Below are 17,336 nucleotides of genomic sequence, written 5' to 3'. Positions count from 1 at the left end.
AGGTGAAAGCTATTCCCTTATTTTATTTATCTTTTTCGAGTGTGTTATGTTTCTACGATGTAATGAAATTCTCAAAATTCTGTCAGAATGGCCTGTACGTACGTCTGGTTCAGAAGATGAAATGCTGGCTCGAGAAAGCATGGTTACCCTTCTTGAAAGCCAGACTGATGTTACTATTGTTGAGGAAGCATTCTGGTGCCCGGTTAGCAATCAGGCCTTATTAGGCATGATCAGTATTGGGGTAGTTCTTACACTTTGGGTGTCATCATATATGCCCTATATAGCCTTGCTGTCAGGACTATTTTTCTGGATTAGTTATTTGTTGCATCTTGATGGCCGGGCACATCCTTTGGTGTGGGTTTTGCCTAAAAAGCTGACCGCCAATATCTCTGCCAGTAAAGGTGCAGGGCAGGGCCTATATATTTTAATGGCACATCTTGACACAAAAAAATGCTTACTGTGGGATCAACAGGAAAACGATATATACCGTAAGTATGTAAATTACCTGACTATTGCTGTGATTGCCAGTTGCGTTTTAGTGCCTATCTTAAACATTATTGGTTATAATCTTTCATTTTTTGGCTTAGCATTTTTATCAGCTATTGTATTGTGCAGGCTATGTGCTGAATTTATTCCTGTGCTGCAGGCCAAAGAAGAAAATAATGATCTGGGCGTTGCTGCTGCTACGGTAGCTGCAAGTAAATTTTGGCATACCTTACCTAAAAATGCAGAGGTGCGGCTCCTCATAACAACAGGCCATGAGCAGGCTTTTAGTGGTGTGGCCCATTATATTAGGCAGCACAAGGAAAATTGGCATTTTAAAAGTGTGTTTGTTATCAACTTTGATGCCTTGACTACTAATAACCTTGGGTATAATTTACGAAGTGGTACGCTCACGCCTGTATTATATTCCAATGTTTTGAGTAAATTAGTAGCAGAAATCCCCTATCAGGATCATAGGTTTGTGACTGTCAAGCCGCAAACAAAGTCTTTTGTAAACTTTGAAACGGTTTATTTTTACCGTGCATCGATACCTTCATTAACACTCACATCAGAAACAGCTTCTGGTAATAGTATTTCTGAAGAAATGGCGGCTGAGAAAGCTGTGGTGTTGACAGAAAAACTTGTGGCGAAAATTGATATTAATTGACTATTGAGTTTTGGGGAGACCAAGGAAGCGTTGCTCGCGGTTGATCTTTGCTTAAAATTTGCTCGTGATATTTTCGCTCGATCTCATCGTATCTGCCACTTTTACGCATCATAGCTAAGGCTTGGTCAAAGAAACTGCATATTGCTGGATCTTGAAATCGTGCAGAATATAGCGAAGGCGGCAGAATGTGATGGGCATTTAGTTGTTTGAAAACACCGGATTTTTCTTGATATTTTTTTTGAATATACCAAAAAACCCACTCATCACCAACAACGACATCAAAGCGCTTCTTGTACAGTAATTCAATGTGTACAGATTGATCTGAAGATTCCAAATAGCGGGGGTTTTCTTTTACCGCATTCGTAAAATCAGAACCAAGGTATTTTTTGGCGCCATCAAACGAAACTATAGAATAGTTTTGAAGGTCTGAAAGATTGTCAATAAGAAAATTGTTTTCAGCAAGGCTAAAGGCAAAATTTTGATGAAAAAGGTACCAGTTTGTTACACAGCCTACGTTCGATGCTTGGCTGTTTTGTGTTAAAATACCGTCTATTTTGCTATCATCGAACATTTGTATCATTCTAATACGGGGCATTTGTATAAAAATGATATCTTGGTCAAATTCTCTGAAAATTTCTTTAATGATATCTACTTCAATGCCATTTGTTGCGGTGTTCATAACATACGGCGGTAGATCAATACGAGTTGCAAGGCGCAGGGGCTCCTTTGCATTTGCTGGGGCAATCGCAAATGTAGCAAGATTCAATAACAGGGCTATCCAGAAGGCTGGAAATGTTTCACACGCATACAGCCGCCAAAAACGGTACCAAATAATATGAGAGCATGCGACACCTATAACCATACAGTATCCGTCATGTTGGCGTTGACGGTAAACCCTGAGAGTATCTCAGGGTTTAGAAACTCTAAACTGCATGGAGGCTATAGGCAAGTCCAAGAAGGAATTGTGGCTTAGATTTTATTGCCAGCGTTTTGTTAGGTATTTGTCTGACGGATACTCTACCCGGTACTCATGTTTAATAGTCCATTCTTCACCAGGCTTGAGTGTTTTGTGCCAACTAATAACTCCGGGCTGATCTTTATTATTTTTTACATTTGGTTCTGTTGCCCCTTTAAGGGGAGTTACTTTAATATCTTCATGACCTGAAACGGGATATTGATCAAATATTTCAACCGTTGTTGCGCGCGTGTTATGATTGGTGACTTTGATAATATAATGTTTTTCCTCAACATTACGCTTATTAATAAAGCCGGTATCACCGTCTGCTGGCGCTTGTTCAATATATTCGATAGCTACATTTTCATCGCGGCCAAACGGCAATTCAAGTGCTGTGTTGCTTTCAAGGTTTGGCCAAGTGCCTGTGCCTACATATTGGCCATCACGCATAAGGGTTGCGTTCACATTTCGTAAACTTTCAAAGTCTTTTAGCGTGATATCAGCAAAAACATAAGCCGTTGCATTGTTTTTGGGAACAGCGCGCGTAACAATTTTGGCCGGTGCCGTTATGGAAGAGACCAATACTTTATGTGAACTGCTGTCGGCAGGAATTGTCGTGCTGCCTGTAATTTCATATAATCGATTATAGCCTGTTTCAACTGATCTGCCCCCAGTAACAGTTATTGCTTCTGCCATTGGTGCACGGGTTGCTTTGGCCATATCCTGTGCAGCATAGCGCATAGCCTGAGGGGTCTCTGTCAGGTTCAAAAATTCGGAATTAAGGTTTATACCACCTATGTAGGTGTTAAACTGTGTGTTAGTAAGAGACAGGTTAACTGAATCCCAGCTTTCACCTGTCGTTTGTTCGATATCAGCTGTGGTTTCAAGTGTGAGCTTTTGGTCTTCACTATCAAGACTTGCTGCAACATTCATCATCCATCCTGCGTCATTTACAAAATAGTTAAAGCTAAATTGCAAATCCTGCGTAGCGGGGGACACAACAGTAAATATACCTTGGGTATTGTCTTGTCTTTTTGTGCCACTTCTTGTCATTTCTCTTTCAAGTGCAGCGCGCTCTTGCTCAAGCAGGGTGATACCGCGTTGATCTACTTGAATTTTTTGCATTAATTTGCTGGCTGTTTCGCCAACAAATTCCATAGCCTTTTGTATGTCAGCAAAGTTCATCGCTGTGCCAGAAGACTTATGATCTCTTGTGTCACCCATTGAGCGAAGAAAGTCCAATTGCATTTGGATTACGGATATACGGCTATGTGCATCGGCTATTTTGCTATTAACTGCGTCAATTTCATCCTGTATTTTTTTTTGTAAATCAGATGCTGCAGCAGCTTCTGGCTGGCTATCATACCTAACGCCTTTTAGGGATGACTTACCACCTGTCACATGAGCACTGGGTGGGACATCAGTGTCTATGAGGCTGTCTGGCAAGTTTTTTAGAACAAGATCATGCTGCCCAGCGGGTATGGTTATTGTTGCTGTGCGCGTAATCATTGCGCCGCCATTTTGGTACACCATTACATTTGTTATCGGTGCATCAAGTAAAAACTCATCCGCTTGCAGGGCCGGAAAACCGGCAAGGATGCTTCCAGCTAGAAAACGTGCAAGGTGTTTATTCTTCATTTTGTGCCCACTTCTTTGGTTTATCTTTTCAAACTTACGGCATTTATTAGCTTAGTAATCAAAGATAATGCCAAAATTATGAACAGAGGCTGTACGATAAAATGAGAGCGGGTTAATATGTATTATTCCGCTGCTTGCCGCGACAATATTGGTGCAAGGTATTGCCCTGTATAGCTCTTTTTGTTCTCTGCGATATCTTCGGGTGTGCCAAAAGCAACAATTTCACCGCCGCCGTCGCCGCCGTCAGGCCCTAGATCAAGTATCCAATCTGCAGTTTTTATCACTTCAAGATTATGTTCGATAACAATAACTGTGTTTCCCTGTTCAACCAGCGCCTGTAAAACCTCCATTAATTTTCTGACATCTTCAAAGTGAAGCCCTGTTGTGGGTTCATCAAGTATATAAAGGGTTTTGCCTGTGGAGCGTTTTGCAAGCTCTTTCGCCAGCTTTACGCGCTGGGCTTCACCGCCTGATAGCGTTGTGGCTTGTTGGCCAATGCGAATATAACCAAGACCAACTTTTTCGAGCATTTCAAGTTTGGTTCGTATAGCAGGGACTGCTTTAAAGAATTTAACACCTGCTTCTACAGTCATATCTAGTACATTGGCAATTGACATGTCTTTGTAGCGTACCTCTAAAGTTTCGCGATTATAGCGTTTACCTTTACACTGATCACATTCGACATAAACATCAGGCAGGAAGTGCATTTCAATTTTTAAAACACCGTCACCTTTGCAGGCCTCGCACCGGCCGCCTTTTACGTTGAAAGAGAAGCGCCCAGCTTTGTAACCACGGGCTTGTGCCTCTGGCAGGCCGGCAAACCAGTCACGGATAGGGGAGAATGCCCCTGTATAAGTGGCTGGGTTAGAACGGGGTGTGCGACCAATAGGGCTTTGATCAATATCAACAATTTTGTCTAAATGTTCCAGGCCTTCAATTGAGCTATATGCACCAGGAACCACACGAGATCCGTTTAGGTGTTTTGCAACTGCCTTATATAGTGTTTCTATGGTAAAGGTTGATTTCCCTGACCCTGAAACACCTGTAATGCAGGTGAGAGTGCCAAGGGGAATGGTGCCACTTACATTTTTTAAGTTATTAGCGGATGCGCCGTTAACTGTTAAAAATTTCTTTTTGTGACCAGGCCTTCGGGTCGCGGGTATTGGAACCGAGCGTTTGCCAGTTAAATATTGGCCCGTTAAGCTTTTTTCTGAGGCCATAATAGCGTCGGGCGAGCCTTCAGCAACAATCTGCCCTCCATGCTCTCCTGCGCCAGGCCCCATATCTATCACATAGTCTGCTATTCTAATGGCATCTTCATCATGCTCAACAACAATAACAGTGTTACCAATATCACGCAGGTTTTTGAGGGTCTCTAACAGGCGGTCATTATCGCGCTGGTGCAAACCGATAGAGGGCTCATCAAGCACATATAAAACGCCCGTTAAGCCTGATCCGATTTGAGAAGCAAGGCGAATGCGTTGACTTTCGCCACCAGAAAGTGTTCTAGAAGAACGGCTTAAGCTAAGATATGAAAGTCCAACATTAACAAGAAAACCGAGGCGCTCTTGAATTTCACGCAGAACTTTTTCTGCAATAGCATTTTGTTTTTCGCTTAAATTTTCTGGTAACTGTGTAAACCATTCATGAGCAGCTTTAATGGATAGCTCGGTAATTTGCCCAACATGGCATTCATGAATTTTTACGGCGAGGGCTTCAGGCTTCAGGCGCATGCCATGGCACACTGTGCATTCTGTTGATGATTGATATTTGGATAGTTCTTCTCGCATCCAGTTTGAATCAGTTTCGCGCCAACGTCTTTCTATATTGTTTAAAACACCTTCAAAAGGTTTGTTTACTTCAAACTTGCGTTTGCCGTCAGCATATATGATCGCAACTGGCTTGGCACCTGTGCCAAACAAAAAAGCTTTTTGTGCCGCCTCCGGCAATTTTTCCCATGCTGTGTCCAGAGATACATCATAATGTTTTGCGACAGCATCAAGGGCCTGAAAGTAAAAAGGGGAAGGATTGTTCGCCTTATTAGCCCAAGCCGCTAACGCACCGTCGCGGATAGTTTTAGATGTATCAGGAACAACTAGTTCTGGGTTGAAATATAACTTTTCGCCAAGACCATCACAGTTTGGGCAAGCCCCAAACGGGTTATTAAAGGAAAACAACCGAGGTTCAATTTCTTCAATTGTAAAACCTGAAACGGGGCACGCAAATTTAGCAGACATTAAATGCCTTTTAGCGTCCGTATCGTTTTCTTTATTGGCTTCTTCAATAACCAGTAAACCATCTGCAAGCTCAAGTGCCGTTTCAATACTTTCGGCAAGGCGCTGGTCTATTCCTTGTTTCAGGATAAGCCTGTCTACTACAACATCAATTTCGTGTTTATATTTTTTATCAAGGGTAGGGGCTTCTTCAATAAGATAAAATTCGCCGTTTACTTTGATACGCTGAAAGCCACGCTTTTGCAGGTCTGCAAATTCCTTGCGAAACTCGCCCTTTCTGCCTCTCACAATTGGCGCAAGTACATAAAGGCGCGTTCCTTCTGGCATTGTTATAATGCGGTCAACCATTTGGCTAATAGTCTGGCTTTCGATAGGCAGACCGGTTGCCGGGGAATAGGGTACGCCGATACGGGCCCATAAAAGCCGCATATAGTCATATATTTCTGTAACGGTGCCGACAGTTGAGCGCGGGTTTTTACTGGTAGTTTTTTGCTCAATAGATATAGCGGGCGACAAGCCTTCAATGTGGTCAACATCTGGTTTTTGCATCAATTCCAAAAATTGGCGCGCATATGCACTGAGCGATTCCACATAACGGCGCTGTCCTTCAGCATAAATGGTATCAAAGGCAAGTGACGACTTCCCTGATCCTGATAGCCCGGTAATAACCACAAGCTTGTCGCGGGGAATATCAACATTGACAGACTTCAGGTTATGTTCTCTTGCGCCGCGAACGGAAATTTGTGTCAGCATCAGGTCCTCATGTACAATAGGCTGGTGTTGTTATCAGATGGTAATTGTGTATGGGCTTTCAAGCTGCTTGACAATAGATTGGTTTTTGGAACAAATAAAGAACAAATTGTTATAGGAGATACAAATGGCGGATTTAAGGGCGGGGGGGTGCTTGTGCGGGCATGCGAGGTTTGAAATCAATATAACGGACAGTAAAACAGGTACGTGCCATTGCCGTGATTGCCAAAAACATTCTTCTGCACCCTTCGCCATTTTTACAACGGTTGACCATGGCGCCTTCAGGTGGCTTGTAAAACCACAAGGCATCGCAAAATCCAGTGAACGGGCAATACGGCGATTCTGTGAAAAGTGTGGCTCTCCACTTTCATGGGAGGGATTGGAGTTTCCAGATGAAATTTCAGTGAATACTGCTACATTTGACGATGTGAGCAATATTATGCCCGTATATGAACTTTATGTACGAACAAGAATGGCAGGTATTGAACCCATAAAAGGGGCACGTCAATATGAAGCGGGCGGTGCTTATTAGGGCTGTTTTGCTAAAAGAGTTTCAAGTTGTTTATTATTTTTGCAGCTTTGGGGTGGTTAGTTTAATGTCACTGTGATACGCCCGTAGGGGTGTTTAGTATTCAATAAGGGGGCTTTGATGGCCGGTAGCATCAATAAGGTAATTTTAGTTGGAAATCTGGGGCGTGACCCTGAAGTGCGGACGATGAATGATGGCTCGCCTGTTGTTAACTTGTCTATTGCGACAAGTGAAACATGGCGCGACCGTTCATCGGGTGAACGCCGCGAGCGTACAGAGTGGCACCGGGTGGTGATTTTTAATGAAAACATTGCCAAAGTAGCTCAAAACTACCTGAAAAAAGGCTCTAAAGTGTATGTTGAGGGTGCGTTGCAAACCCGTAAGTGGACAGACCAGAGCGGTGTTGAGAAATACACGACAGAGATTGTTCTGCAAAAGTTCCGCGGTGAACTAACGATGCTTGATGGCCGTGAAGGTGGTTCTGGTGGCGGATTTGGTGATTCCCAGTCAGGATACGGTGATTCAGGTTATGATAGTGGCTTTAGTGGCGGCAACCAAGGTGGTTCGGCACCAGCCTCCGGCGGCGGCATGGGCGGTAGTGCTGCAGATCTGGATGATGAAATTCCATTTTAAAATATAGATTAACTTTCTTTCTTAAGGCCGGGTAATTCCCGGCCTTTTTTAGTTAAATTACATATCTTGTAAGACGACTTTCTAAAACCCACATACATTTAAAGGAGATTGTATGGCAAGAATTGGCATTGCACTGGGAGGCGGAGCAGGACTTGGATGGGCTCATATCGGCGTTATCAGGGTACTAGAAGAAGAAAATATACCAATTTCAGCTGTTGCAGGAACCAGTATTGGTGCAATTGTTGGTGCCTGTGTTGCCGACGACAGGGTTGATGATCTTGAAGAAATAGCGCGGTCTATCTCCTTAAAGGAAATGCTTGCCCTTGGTGAGTTTGGCTTCAATAAGGGGAGCCTTATCGGCGCTGGTAAAATTGAGCGCAAACTGAGAGAGCATTTTGGTACTCGCACCATCCAGCAATTACAAAAGCCTTTTGCCGCGATTGCAGCAGATCTTTACACCGGGACTAAGATAGTACTGGAGGACGGCGATATTGTTACAGCTCTTAGGGCTTCATCCGCTGTGCCGGGTGTGTTACCCCCCGTTAAAACTGAAACCATGTGCTTGGTAGACGGCGGTGTGATTGACCCAATTCCAATTGGAGCAGCGTATGACCTAGGGGCTGATGTTGTTATCGCTGTTGATTTGCAGGGTGATTATGTTGGCCGTGCAAAACGCTTTGGCTTTGACCCTGATACAATGCGCCGCCAGAATATGGTTGTGCTTAAAACCGCAAGGGCAGGCTGGTCTTTGGCCCTAAAGTCGCTCGGGCAAGCCGCGATAGAACAGTATAAGCCAGAAGTTATTATCACCCCTAAAATTGGTCATATTGATATGGGGGATTTCACAAAAGCAGAAGAACTTATTGTTTTAGGCATGGAAGCGACAAAGGCCATTTTGCCTTCCATTCATGCGCTTCTCACAAAAAAAAGCCGGGCATGATGCCCGACTTTTCTTAATGAATTTGTTATAGCCTAGCAGAGTTCGATAGCAACAGCGGTTGCTTCGCCGCCGCCAATACAGAGGCTGGCAACACCTTTTTTAAGGCCGCGTTTCTTAAGTGCGTTAATGAGCGTTACACAGATGCGGGCACCAGATGCCCCAATGGGGTGACCTAGGGCACATGCACCGCCGTTTACGTTAACCTTTGCGTGATCTAGGCCTAGCTCTTGAATGGCCGCCATAGGGACAACAGCAAAAGCTTCATTCACTTCAAAAAGATCAACGTCATCAATAGACCAACCAGCTTTCGCGAGCACTTTTTTCATCGCATCTACTGGTGCTGTCGTAAACCATTCAGGTGCTTGTGCATGCGAGGCATGGGCAACCAGCTGTGCAAGCGGTGTAAGGCCGCGTTTGGTAGCTTCAGATGCTTTCATAAGGACAAGAGCTGCAGCACCGTCAGAAATTGAGCTTGCATTTGCTGCTGTCACAGTGCCGTCTTTTTTAAAGGCCGGCCGCAGCGAGGGAATTTTGTCCAGTTTGGCTTTGCCGGGCTGCTCGTCAATCGCAACTTCAGAAATACCGGCGCGGGTTTTAACTTCAACCGACACTATTTCGCCTTCAAAACTGCCATCGGCTATAGCGCGCTGAGCCCGTTTTGTAGATTCAATGGAATAGGCATCCTGTGCTTCGCGGCTAAATTGATAGTGCTCAGCGCAGAGTTCGGCATAAACACCCATTGGCTCGCCGCCGTATGCATCTGTTAAACCGTCAAGGGCCATATGGTCGAATAACTGTGTTGAGCCGTAGCGTGTACCAGTTCTGCCAGAAGGCAGAAGATGAGGTGCTAAGGACATGCTCTCCATACCACCAGCAACGACAACAGAGTTAGTGCCCGCATAAAGGCTGTCGTATGCCTGCATCATGGCTTTCATGCCAGAACCACACATTTTATTAAGGGTGACTGCGCCGGTGTTTTTATCAATGCCGGCTTTAAGGCTAGCTTGGCGCGCAGGCGCCTGGCCTTGGCCTGCTGGCAACACACAGCCCATAATAGTTTCATCAATGCTGTCTGTTGGTTTCATGCCTGCACTGGCAAGAGCACCTTTAATAGCCGTAGCACCAAGAGAAGAAGCTTCGATCGTGGACAGATCCCCAAGCATTCCACCCATTGGTGTGCGTGCCATGCCAACAATTACAATTGGATCTTGAGACATTGAGTAACTCCCGTTCTTTGTTGTTTAGGTTATAATGGTAGCCTCTGTTTATGGCGCACAATGTGACAAATAAATTTTATTTCGCAAGTGCAAAATAACTTGATTTGCAGTTGATATTTTATTGTTTATGAGTTTTCCGCTGGTGAGGCAGGGGTTTTGGCCTGTTCTCGCAGTTGCCATTCGCGGCGAATCATGTCGCTTGTTTGCCGGCTTTCGTCATGTGTCCAGCCCGGTGGTGCAATAAGATATAGCAATTTTGCCTTAATGTTTGGTGCGTGCCAGATATCTTTTAGTATCCCCCACCATTCATGGAATGCTATGCGCAGGGGGTTATAGGTTCCAAGGTCGGTAACGAGGCCATAATTACAAGGGTCACTTTTTTCCTCCGGTATATAGGTGCCGAAGATTTTGTCCCAGATAATGAAAACCCCGGCATAATTAGCATCAAGATAGCGAGGGTTTTTGGCATGATGAACACGGTGATGGCTCGGCGTATTCATAATAGCCTCAAACCAGCGTGGCATTTTCCCTATAGCTTCAGTGTGAATCCAAAACTGGTATATCAGGTTAAGGCCTGCACAAAAGAAAACAATTGATGGATGAAACCCTAATAAAAACAGCGGTGTACGAAAGAGTATGCCGGGGGTGAATTGGCCTGTCCATGTCTGTCTTAAGGCTGTTGAGAGATTATAATGCTGACTAGAGTGGTGAATGACATGGGCGGCCCACATCCAGCGCATTCTATGCCCAAACCTGTGCACCCAGTAATAAGCAAGGTCATCCAGTATAAAGGCTGCAACAAAAACCCAAATCGATGTTCCTAGATCAAATACCCTAAAATTATCATAAACCCAAAATGCAAAACCAAGTGTTAAGGTGAGGGTGATTGCGCCCGCTATTGTACTACCAAGGCCCATAAACATGGATACAAATGTGTCTTTACTTTCAAATTTAACACGCCGCGTTTTCCAGCCATAAACCATCTCTGCTAATACAAGGACAACAAATAAGGGAACAGCCCACTGCGTTGGTTCTGGCAAATCAAGCGTCATACTCGTTTCCCATGTGTTGCAAGTGCGGCCAGAATTGCAGTTCCTCGCTTTATACCGCTAGGCGTTAAAGACAAAACGATACGGGGCTGGGTAAAATCATTGATCGTTATGATCAGTTTATGGTTTTTTACGGCCCACCTTACCGAGTCTCCTTTTTTTAGAATACGACAAACCATATGGTTTCCGAGCTTTGAGACAATGCCAATGATTTCTGGGGTATTCTTAAAAGTTGCAAGAGCTGCTACCTTGTCTTCAGATATCAATATATCGGCGGGTGTTAAATTTGGCGCATAACGGCTGATTTCATCCCGGATACCTTCTTCCGCAAAATGTACTGAAATTGGGAAAAAATAATATGCTGCTGCTGACAGTAAGATAATTGCCATCAAAGATGGTATAAGCTGCAAAAGTGACATCCCCGATTCCTTAAGAACATAACTGGACTATAGAGTATGACAATTGTAGCTGGAATCCAATTTATATCTGATAATAGTGAGACTAAACTATGATCAATCTATCTTTTAAGGCGTTTCTGAGTGTAGTATTGGCGACTTCAATGAGCATGCTGGCTGGTGCCTATATGGAAGATAAACATGAAATTATTGTCATTGGTCACCGCGGGGCCAGTGGTTATCGGCCTGAGCACACGCTGATGTCATATGAACTGGCTATTCAGCAAGGTGTTGATTTTATTGAGCCAGACCTTGTTTTAACAAAAGACGGCAAACTGGTTGCGCGCCATGATATGTATCTGTCTGGAAGTACGGATGTGTCCAGCCGCCCCGAGTTTGCAGCTAAAAAACGCACTCTTGAAGGCCATACAGACTGGTTTGCTCAGGATTTTACATTAGACGAAATTGAAACACTGAAAACAGTTCAACCAAGGCTAACGCGCGGTCAAATGTATGATGGTATGGAGCCAATACCAACGCTTGAGGATATTGTTACGCTGTTGAAGCAGCACCAAAAACAAGGTAAAGCCGTTGGTGTTTATATAGAGTTGAAACACCCCTCTATTATGGAAGCTATTGTTCCTGATATTGCAGAAAAACTGGCTGTGGAATTAAACTCTATCCAGAAAATGGGGTTTCCTGTTTATTTTCAGTGCTTTGATGCTGATTTTTTATTAAAAATATCTAGCTATACATCTGTCCCGCTTATTTATCTTGTTGAGGGAAAACCTGATGCAGATGGGCACTATTATCTTAATGAAGATCTCAGCCATTATTTTGGTAAGTTTGCAGGCTTTGGTTTATATAAAGCACTGCTGATAAACAAAGATGGCTCTCTAAATAATGTTGTAGATACGATCCATAATGGCGGCGGGCTTGTGCATGTATGGACAGTTAGAGATGACAATGTACCCAAAATGTTCAATAGTGTTCAGCAAGAGGTAAAATTTCTGTTTGAAGCAGGTGTTGATGGTATTTTTACTGACTTCCCTGATACAGCAATAGCTGCTCGTGAAAGTAAGCGATTAACGGATAAGGGCCGACTGGATGATTGATTTTGTAAAAGGATTGTTAACCGCAATCGTGGCGGTTGTTGTTATACGTTTAGGTGTTGAAGTGTTGTTTGCAAACGCAGGGATATAACCTGCGTTTATGCCTTATTGCTTGGGTAAATCACGCCCAAAAGGGAAGGGGAGTTCTTCTGTCTTGAAACTAAGAAACTCTAAAACTTCTTTGATATAATTTCCGGCTATATTGATGCCATTTGTTAAGTTTTCATTTGGTTTGTCTAAAATAAGAGCAACACAGAACTGTAACAGGGCCATGAAAAGCGTGAAGAGCATCACCACATGACCAATAACACCAAAAACAAACATAAACAGACCGCGTTTTAGAATTGTTAGCCAGTCTTTTGTTTTTAAATTGTCCACAAAGCTGGCAGGGCTTTCTTGCTTGGTGTTTTCAGTTTTCTTTGCATTGTCAGCACCTGCATTAGCTGCAGCATTTTTTATTTCTGGGGCTTTTTTTGTAGCAGGCTTCGTGGCCGCAGTTTTTTTCGGGGCAGCTTTTTGTGCCACCATAGTTTTTGCCGGTGCTTTCGGTGTAGGTGTCGTTTTTGCTTTTGCCGCTGGCTTAGACGCAGGAACACTGGTTTTAGGCGCGGCTGCTTTTTTTACAGGTTTTGCTGTGCTGGTTTTTACAGCAGACTTACGAACTGTGGGTTTCTTGGCTGAAGCGGCGGGTGCTTTTTTTACAGGCGCCGCTTTTTTAGGCTGTGCCGCCGGTTTTGCTTTATCATTTGTATTGTCAACCACGATGTACCCCTATCTGTTTGTCACGTATCTTCATATTGTAGATAAATGCCAATTGTTCAAGTGTTATAGCATGGTTAGGGTCTATATTCGCGCTTGGTTAGCTTGTTTGAAGAAACTTTAGCGCCGATTAGTAGATGTTGCAAAAAAAGGGGGAAGGCGAACCTTCCCCTAGATTGCCATCTACCGGGACGGGTTGGTAGATGGGATTAAGATAGCTCGATTAGCTACATCCGCTTGTGCCGCCACATGTGTTACACTTAAGGCAGGTGCCATTTCGTACTAAGGTAAAGTTGCCGCATTCGCCGCACGCATCGCCTTCATACCCCTGCATTTTGGCGGCAACTCTGGCATTAGGTGTCGCATCCATTGAGCCATTAGCCATACCGCTTCCCATGCCAGCACTGCTGGAGGTATCAGCGGTTGCGGCAACGGCCAAAGCTGCGTCAGGTGTTTTACTCTCCGGCTTTGGTGTGTTTTTTAAAACGACGAGATTACTGCCTCGCACATACCCTGAGGATGCCATTTTCTGAACCCTTTCTAAGGCTTCTGAAACATTTTCATCCAGATCAGGAAGGCCGTCTGCTTTATCGCCACGACCTGTTGTATCGTGGGCAAAGTCCGCTGGCATAACATGGGCAAGGTCATCACGGCCCAAATAAGATATTGCCAACTCTCTGAAAATATAATCCAAGAGAGATGTTGCCATTTTGATGGTTTCATTGCCTTCCACTCTACCAAAAGGTTCGAAGCGTGTGAAAGTGAAGGCGTCGACAAATTCTTCAAGTGGTACACCATATTGAAGGCCAATTGAGATTGCGATGGCAAAATTATTCATAAGAGAACGGAAAGCTGCGCCTTCCTTATGCATATCAATGAATATTTCGCCTACAGAACCGTCGTCATATTCACCCGTTCGCAAGTAAACCTTGTGCCCGCCAACAATAGCTTTTTGTGTGTAGCCTTTTCGGCGCTCAGGAAGCCTGCGGCGCTTAACCGGGCCATCTACATGCCGTTCAATGATCCGCTCAACAATACGCTCTGCAACGACAGTTGCTTTTTCTGGCAGGCTTTTTTCTTCTATATCTTCATCCAGAATATCATCAAGTATCGAGGAGTTCAGTGGCTGACTGAGTTTTGAGCCATCCCGGTATAAGGCATTAGCTTTAAGAGCAAGAGACCAGCTTAACTCGTATGCCGCCATGCAGTTTTCTACGTCGGCCTCATTGGGCATATTGATTGTTTTGGATATAGCCCCTGAGATGAAAGGTTGGGCAGCAGCCATCATGCGAATATGGCTTTCCCATGATAAATAGCGTTTCCCAATTTTCCCGCATGGGTTGGCACAGTCAAACACGGAATAATGCTCTTCTTTAAGGTGAGGCGCTTTTTCAAGTGTCATTGCGCCGCAGCAGTATAGGTTTGCCTCGCTGATAGCTGCTTTGCTAAAGCCAAGGGCTGCCAGCATATCAAACTGATAATCATTCAGTTGTTCATCTGTTAAGCCTAAGGTTTCTTTGCAGAATTTCGACCCAAGGGTCCATTGGTTGAAAACAAATTTTATGTCAAAAGCACTTTTTAACTGCGCTTCAACCAAGCCAATTTCTTTTTCGGAAAATCCAACCTTTTTTAGGTCAGCATGATTTACACCGGGTGAATCCGCCAGTGTATTGTGCCCAACAGCATAATGTTCAATCTCTTCAATTTGGTTGGCCGAGTACCCAAGTACAGTTAAGGCCTGAGGAACAATTCTGTTAATGATTTTGAAATAGCCACCACCGGCAAGCTTTTTAAATTTTACGAGCGCAAAGTCTGGTTCAATACCTGTGGTATCGCAGTCCATCACAAGACCAATTGTACCTGTCGGCGCAATGACGGTTGCCTGCGCGTTTCTAAAACCATGTTCTTCACCCAAATGTAAGGCGCGGTCCCATGCTTCTGCTGCTGCCGTTACAATCGCGGTGTCTGTACAGTTTTTGATATCCAGAGCAACGGGGAGGGTGTTTAATGCTTCATAGCCATCTGCTTGGCCGTATGCAGCCCGCCTGTGGTTACGAATAACCCGTAGCATATGGTCTGCGTTTTTTGTGTAGCCGGGAAAGGCACCAAGCTCAGACGCCATTTCGGCAGAGGTTGCGTAGGCTTGCCCCGTCATGAGAGCCGTAATTGCACCACATAGTGCGCGGCCTTCATCGCTATCATATGATATACCAAGGCTCATTAATAAGCCGCCAATGTTAGCGAAGCCAAGGCCCAGCGTACGGTACTCGTAAGAAAGCTTGGCAATTTCTTTTGATGGGAACTGCGCCATCATCACAGATATTTCAAGCACCATGGTCCAAAGCCTTACAGCATGTTGGAAGGCTTCAACTTTAAAGTCCCCACCATCTGAACGGAATGTCATAAGGTTTAGGGACGCAAGATTGCAGGCGGTATCATCGAGAAACATATATTCCGAGCAAGGATTGGATGCTCTTATTTCGCCAGACGCAGGGCAAGTATGCCAATCATTAATGGTTGTGTGAAACTGAATGCCTGGGTCAGCGCAGGCCCAAGCTGCATGGCCAACATCTCGCCATAAGTCTTTGGCTTTGATTTCTTTAGCGATAGAACCATTAATGCGGTTTTTAAGGTGCCAGTCACTATCTTGTGCGACGGCTCTCATGAAATCATCTGTTACGCGGATAGAGTTATTTGAGTTTTGGCCTGAAACCGTTAAATATGCGTCTGAATCCCAGTCAGTATTGTAGGTTTTGAAATCAATAGAGGTATAGCCTTGCTTGGCGAATTGTATTACGCGCTGCACATAATTTTCTGGGATCATAACTTTGCGGGCAGCAAGTATTTCTTTTTTCAGCGCTTTGTTTTCTTTTGGGTTAAAAGCTTGCTCGGCTAAGTCTTTTTTACCTTCATGGCATGCCTTGATAATGCGGTTTAAATGAATTTCGTTTAATTTAGATCCTGAAACAAGGGCCGCAACCTTTTGTTCTTCAATAACTTTCCAGTTAATAAACTCTTCTACATCTGGATGGTCTATATCAACCACGACCATTTTAGCTGCCCGGCGCGTTGTGCCGCCTGATTTAATTGCGCCGGCTGCGCGGTCACCAATTTTTAAAAAGCTCATGAGGCCGGAAGATTTCCCGCCGCCAGACAGGCTTTCGCCGTTGCCTCGTACATTTGAGAAATTTGACCCTGTACCCGACCCATATTTAAATAGGCGTGCCTCACGGGTCCATAGGTCCATTATGCCGCCTTCGTTTACAAGGTCATCGGCAACTGACTGGATGAAACAAGCATGTGGTTGTGGGTGCTCGTATGCGCTTTTGGATTTAACAAGCTTGCCTGTTTCAAAATCGACATAGTGGTGGCCCTGAGCAGGGCCATCTATGCCGTAAGCCCAGTGCAGGCCCGTATTAAACCACTGCGGGCTATTGGGCGCACACATTTGATTGGCAAGCATATATCGCATTTCATCAAAGAATGACTTTGCGTCTTGCTCTGTATCAAAATAGCCGCCTTTCCAGCCCCAATATGTCCATGTGCCTGCGAGGCGGTCAAAAACCTGCTTGGCGCTGGTTTCTGCGCCGTAGCGTTTTTCTGCGGGAATGCTTTCTAAAGCCGCGGTGTCAGCTTCTTTGCGCCACAACCAAGAAGGCACGGTGTTTTCTTCAACGCTCTTCAGGGCTTGCGGAACACCAGCTTTTCTAAAATACTTCTGCGCAATTATGTCGGTTGCCACTTGGCTCCAAGTCTCAGGGACTTCAACCTGATCCATGTGGAAAACGATCGAACCGTCCGGGTTTTTAATTTCGCTTACTGCGTGGCGCCATTGCATACCGCTATATGGGCTGCTTGTGTCGTTAGTAAAATGGCGTTGTATCCGCATTAGTTCCCCCTGAGGTCATATATATTTGTCGAACCAGAATCCCGACATTAAACAGACTGGGTCTGCTTTCAAAAAATTGCTCTGTT

At 44.5% G+C, this 17,336-nt stretch carries 13 protein-coding genes; 5 read left to right on the top strand and 8 right to left on the bottom strand.

The features are described from left to right. Window positions 1–46 precede the first annotated feature (46 nt). Window positions 47–1,150, top strand: coding sequence for a M28 family peptidase (locus ICL80_RS11400; RefSeq protein WP_194212355.1), 1,104 nt, complete (start codon window positions 47–49; stop codon window positions 1,148–1,150). Here the strand turns inward: ICL80_RS11400 and ICL80_RS11395 are convergent. The 3 genes from ICL80_RS11395 to uvrA form a co-directional block, all read right to left on the bottom strand. After that, a complete protein-coding gene (locus ICL80_RS11395) occupies window positions 1,143–2,012 on the bottom strand; it encodes a substrate-binding periplasmic protein (protein WP_194212353.1) in 870 nt (289 codons plus the stop codon). The two genes, ICL80_RS11400 and ICL80_RS11395, sit on opposite strands and share 8 nt — an antisense overlap. Before the next feature lie 114 nt (window positions 2,013–2,126). Continuing rightward, window positions 2,127–3,743 (bottom strand): mucoidy inhibitor MuiA family protein, encoded by a 1,617-nt coding sequence (locus ICL80_RS11390; protein ID WP_194212351.1) that lies wholly within the window; start codon window positions 3,741–3,743, stop codon window positions 2,127–2,129. Between the two features lie 122 nt (window positions 3,744–3,865). Beyond that, window positions 3,866–6,730, bottom strand: a complete 2,865-nt coding sequence (gene uvrA / locus ICL80_RS11385; protein WP_194212349.1) for an excinuclease ABC subunit UvrA — start codon at window positions 6,728–6,730, stop codon at window positions 3,866–3,868. Between the two features lie 124 nt (window positions 6,731–6,854). Between uvrA and ICL80_RS11380 the strand changes: the two genes are divergently transcribed. The 3 genes from ICL80_RS11380 (at window position 6,855) to ICL80_RS11370 (ending at window position 8,829) form a co-directional block, all read left to right on the top strand. Then, entirely contained in the window at window positions 6,855–7,259 is a 405-nt protein-coding gene (locus tag ICL80_RS11380; RefSeq protein WP_194212347.1) for a GFA family protein, read from the top strand. A 117-nt stretch (window positions 7,260–7,376) separates the two neighbouring features. Then, window positions 7,377–7,889 (top strand): single-stranded DNA-binding protein, encoded by a 513-nt coding sequence (gene ssb, locus ICL80_RS11375; protein ID WP_316242965.1) that lies wholly within the window; start codon window positions 7,377–7,379, stop codon window positions 7,887–7,889. Between the two features lie 112 nt (window positions 7,890–8,001). Next, a complete protein-coding gene (locus ICL80_RS11370; protein ID WP_194212343.1) occupies window positions 8,002–8,829 on the top strand; it encodes a patatin-like phospholipase family protein in 828 nt (275 codons plus the stop codon). A 32-nt stretch (window positions 8,830–8,861) separates the two neighbouring features. Here ICL80_RS11370 and ICL80_RS11365 read toward each other — a convergent pair whose 3' ends face one another. The 3 genes from ICL80_RS11365 to ICL80_RS11355 all read right to left on the bottom strand — a co-directional run bounded on the left by ICL80_RS11365 (window position 8,862) and on the right by ICL80_RS11355 (window position 11,514). Continuing rightward, a complete protein-coding gene (locus ICL80_RS11365; RefSeq protein ID WP_194212341.1) occupies window positions 8,862–10,046 on the bottom strand; it encodes a thiolase family protein in 1,185 nt (394 codons plus the stop codon). Between the two features lie 125 nt (window positions 10,047–10,171). Further along, window positions 10,172–11,098: a sterol desaturase family protein gene (locus tag ICL80_RS11360; RefSeq protein ID WP_194212339.1), complete on the bottom strand. Its 927-nt coding sequence runs from the start codon at window positions 11,096–11,098 to the stop codon at window positions 10,172–10,174. Then, window positions 11,095–11,514, bottom strand: coding sequence for a hypothetical protein (locus ICL80_RS11355; protein ID WP_194212336.1), 420 nt, complete (start codon window positions 11,512–11,514; stop codon window positions 11,095–11,097). The genes ICL80_RS11360 and ICL80_RS11355 overlap by 4 nt, the downstream gene beginning before the upstream one ends. Before the next feature lie 89 nt (window positions 11,515–11,603). Here ICL80_RS11355 and ICL80_RS11350 point away from each other — a divergent pair, with 89 nt between their 5' ends. Further along, the gene (locus ICL80_RS11350; protein WP_194212334.1) at window positions 11,604–12,605 is read left to right on the top strand and encodes a glycerophosphodiester phosphodiesterase family protein; all 1,002 of its coding nucleotides are present in this window, start codon (window positions 11,604–11,606) and stop codon (window positions 12,603–12,605) included. 102 nt (window positions 12,606–12,707) lie between these two features. Here ICL80_RS11350 and ICL80_RS11345 read toward each other — a convergent pair whose 3' ends face one another. Beyond that, window positions 12,708–13,364 (bottom strand): DUF4389 domain-containing protein, encoded by a 657-nt coding sequence (locus ICL80_RS11345; protein WP_194212332.1) that lies wholly within the window; start codon window positions 13,362–13,364, stop codon window positions 12,708–12,710. 220 nt (window positions 13,365–13,584) lie between these two features. Further along, entirely contained in the window at window positions 13,585–17,250 is a 3,666-nt protein-coding gene (locus ICL80_RS11340) for a vitamin B12-dependent ribonucleotide reductase (RefSeq protein ID WP_194212330.1), read from the bottom strand. Between the last annotated feature and the right edge of the window lie 86 nt (window positions 17,251–17,336).

It is taken from the genome of Kordiimonas pumila (assembly GCF_015240255.1).
Classification (GTDB): domain Bacteria; phylum Pseudomonadota; class Alphaproteobacteria; order Sphingomonadales; family Kordiimonadaceae; genus Kordiimonas; species Kordiimonas pumila.
Note: the sequence above shows the minus strand (reverse complement) of the source record. Positions and strands in the feature narration are given on the sequence as shown.

What these genes read in the sequence shown, in the direction of transcription:
- ICL80_RS11400 (WP_194212355.1), top strand. Translation starts at nt 47, where the DNA reads ATGTTTCTACGATGTAATGAAATTCTCAAAATTCTGTCAGAATGGCCT.
- ICL80_RS11395 (WP_194212353.1), bottom strand. Translation starts at nt 2,012, where the DNA reads ATGGTTATAGGTGTCGCATGCTCTCATATTATTTGGTACCGTTTTTGG.
- ICL80_RS11390 (WP_194212351.1), bottom strand. Translation starts at nt 3,743, where the DNA reads ATGAAGAATAAACACCTTGCACGTTTTCTAGCTGGAAGCATCCTTGCC.
- uvrA (WP_194212349.1), bottom strand. Translation starts at nt 6,730, where the DNA reads ATGCTGACACAAATTTCCGTTCGCGGCGCAAGAGAACATAACCTGAAG.
- ICL80_RS11380 (WP_194212347.1), top strand. Translation starts at nt 6,855, where the DNA reads ATGGCGGATTTAAGGGCGGGGGGGTGCTTGTGCGGGCATGCGAGGTTT.
- ssb (WP_316242965.1), top strand. Translation starts at nt 7,377, where the DNA reads ATGGCCGGTAGCATCAATAAGGTAATTTTAGTTGGAAATCTGGGGCGT.
- ICL80_RS11370 (WP_194212343.1), top strand. Translation starts at nt 8,002, where the DNA reads ATGGCAAGAATTGGCATTGCACTGGGAGGCGGAGCAGGACTTGGATGG.
- ICL80_RS11365 (WP_194212341.1), bottom strand. Translation starts at nt 10,046, where the DNA reads ATGTCTCAAGATCCAATTGTAATTGTTGGCATGGCACGCACACCAATG.
- ICL80_RS11360 (WP_194212339.1), bottom strand. Translation starts at nt 11,098, where the DNA reads ATGACGCTTGATTTGCCAGAACCAACGCAGTGGGCTGTTCCCTTATTT.
- ICL80_RS11355 (WP_194212336.1), bottom strand. Translation starts at nt 11,514, where the DNA reads ATGTCACTTTTGCAGCTTATACCATCTTTGATGGCAATTATCTTACTG.
- ICL80_RS11350 (WP_194212334.1), top strand. Translation starts at nt 11,604, where the DNA reads ATGATCAATCTATCTTTTAAGGCGTTTCTGAGTGTAGTATTGGCGACT.
- ICL80_RS11340 (WP_194212330.1), bottom strand. Translation starts at nt 17,250, where the DNA reads ATGCGGATACAACGCCATTTTACTAACGACACAAGCAGCCCATATAGC.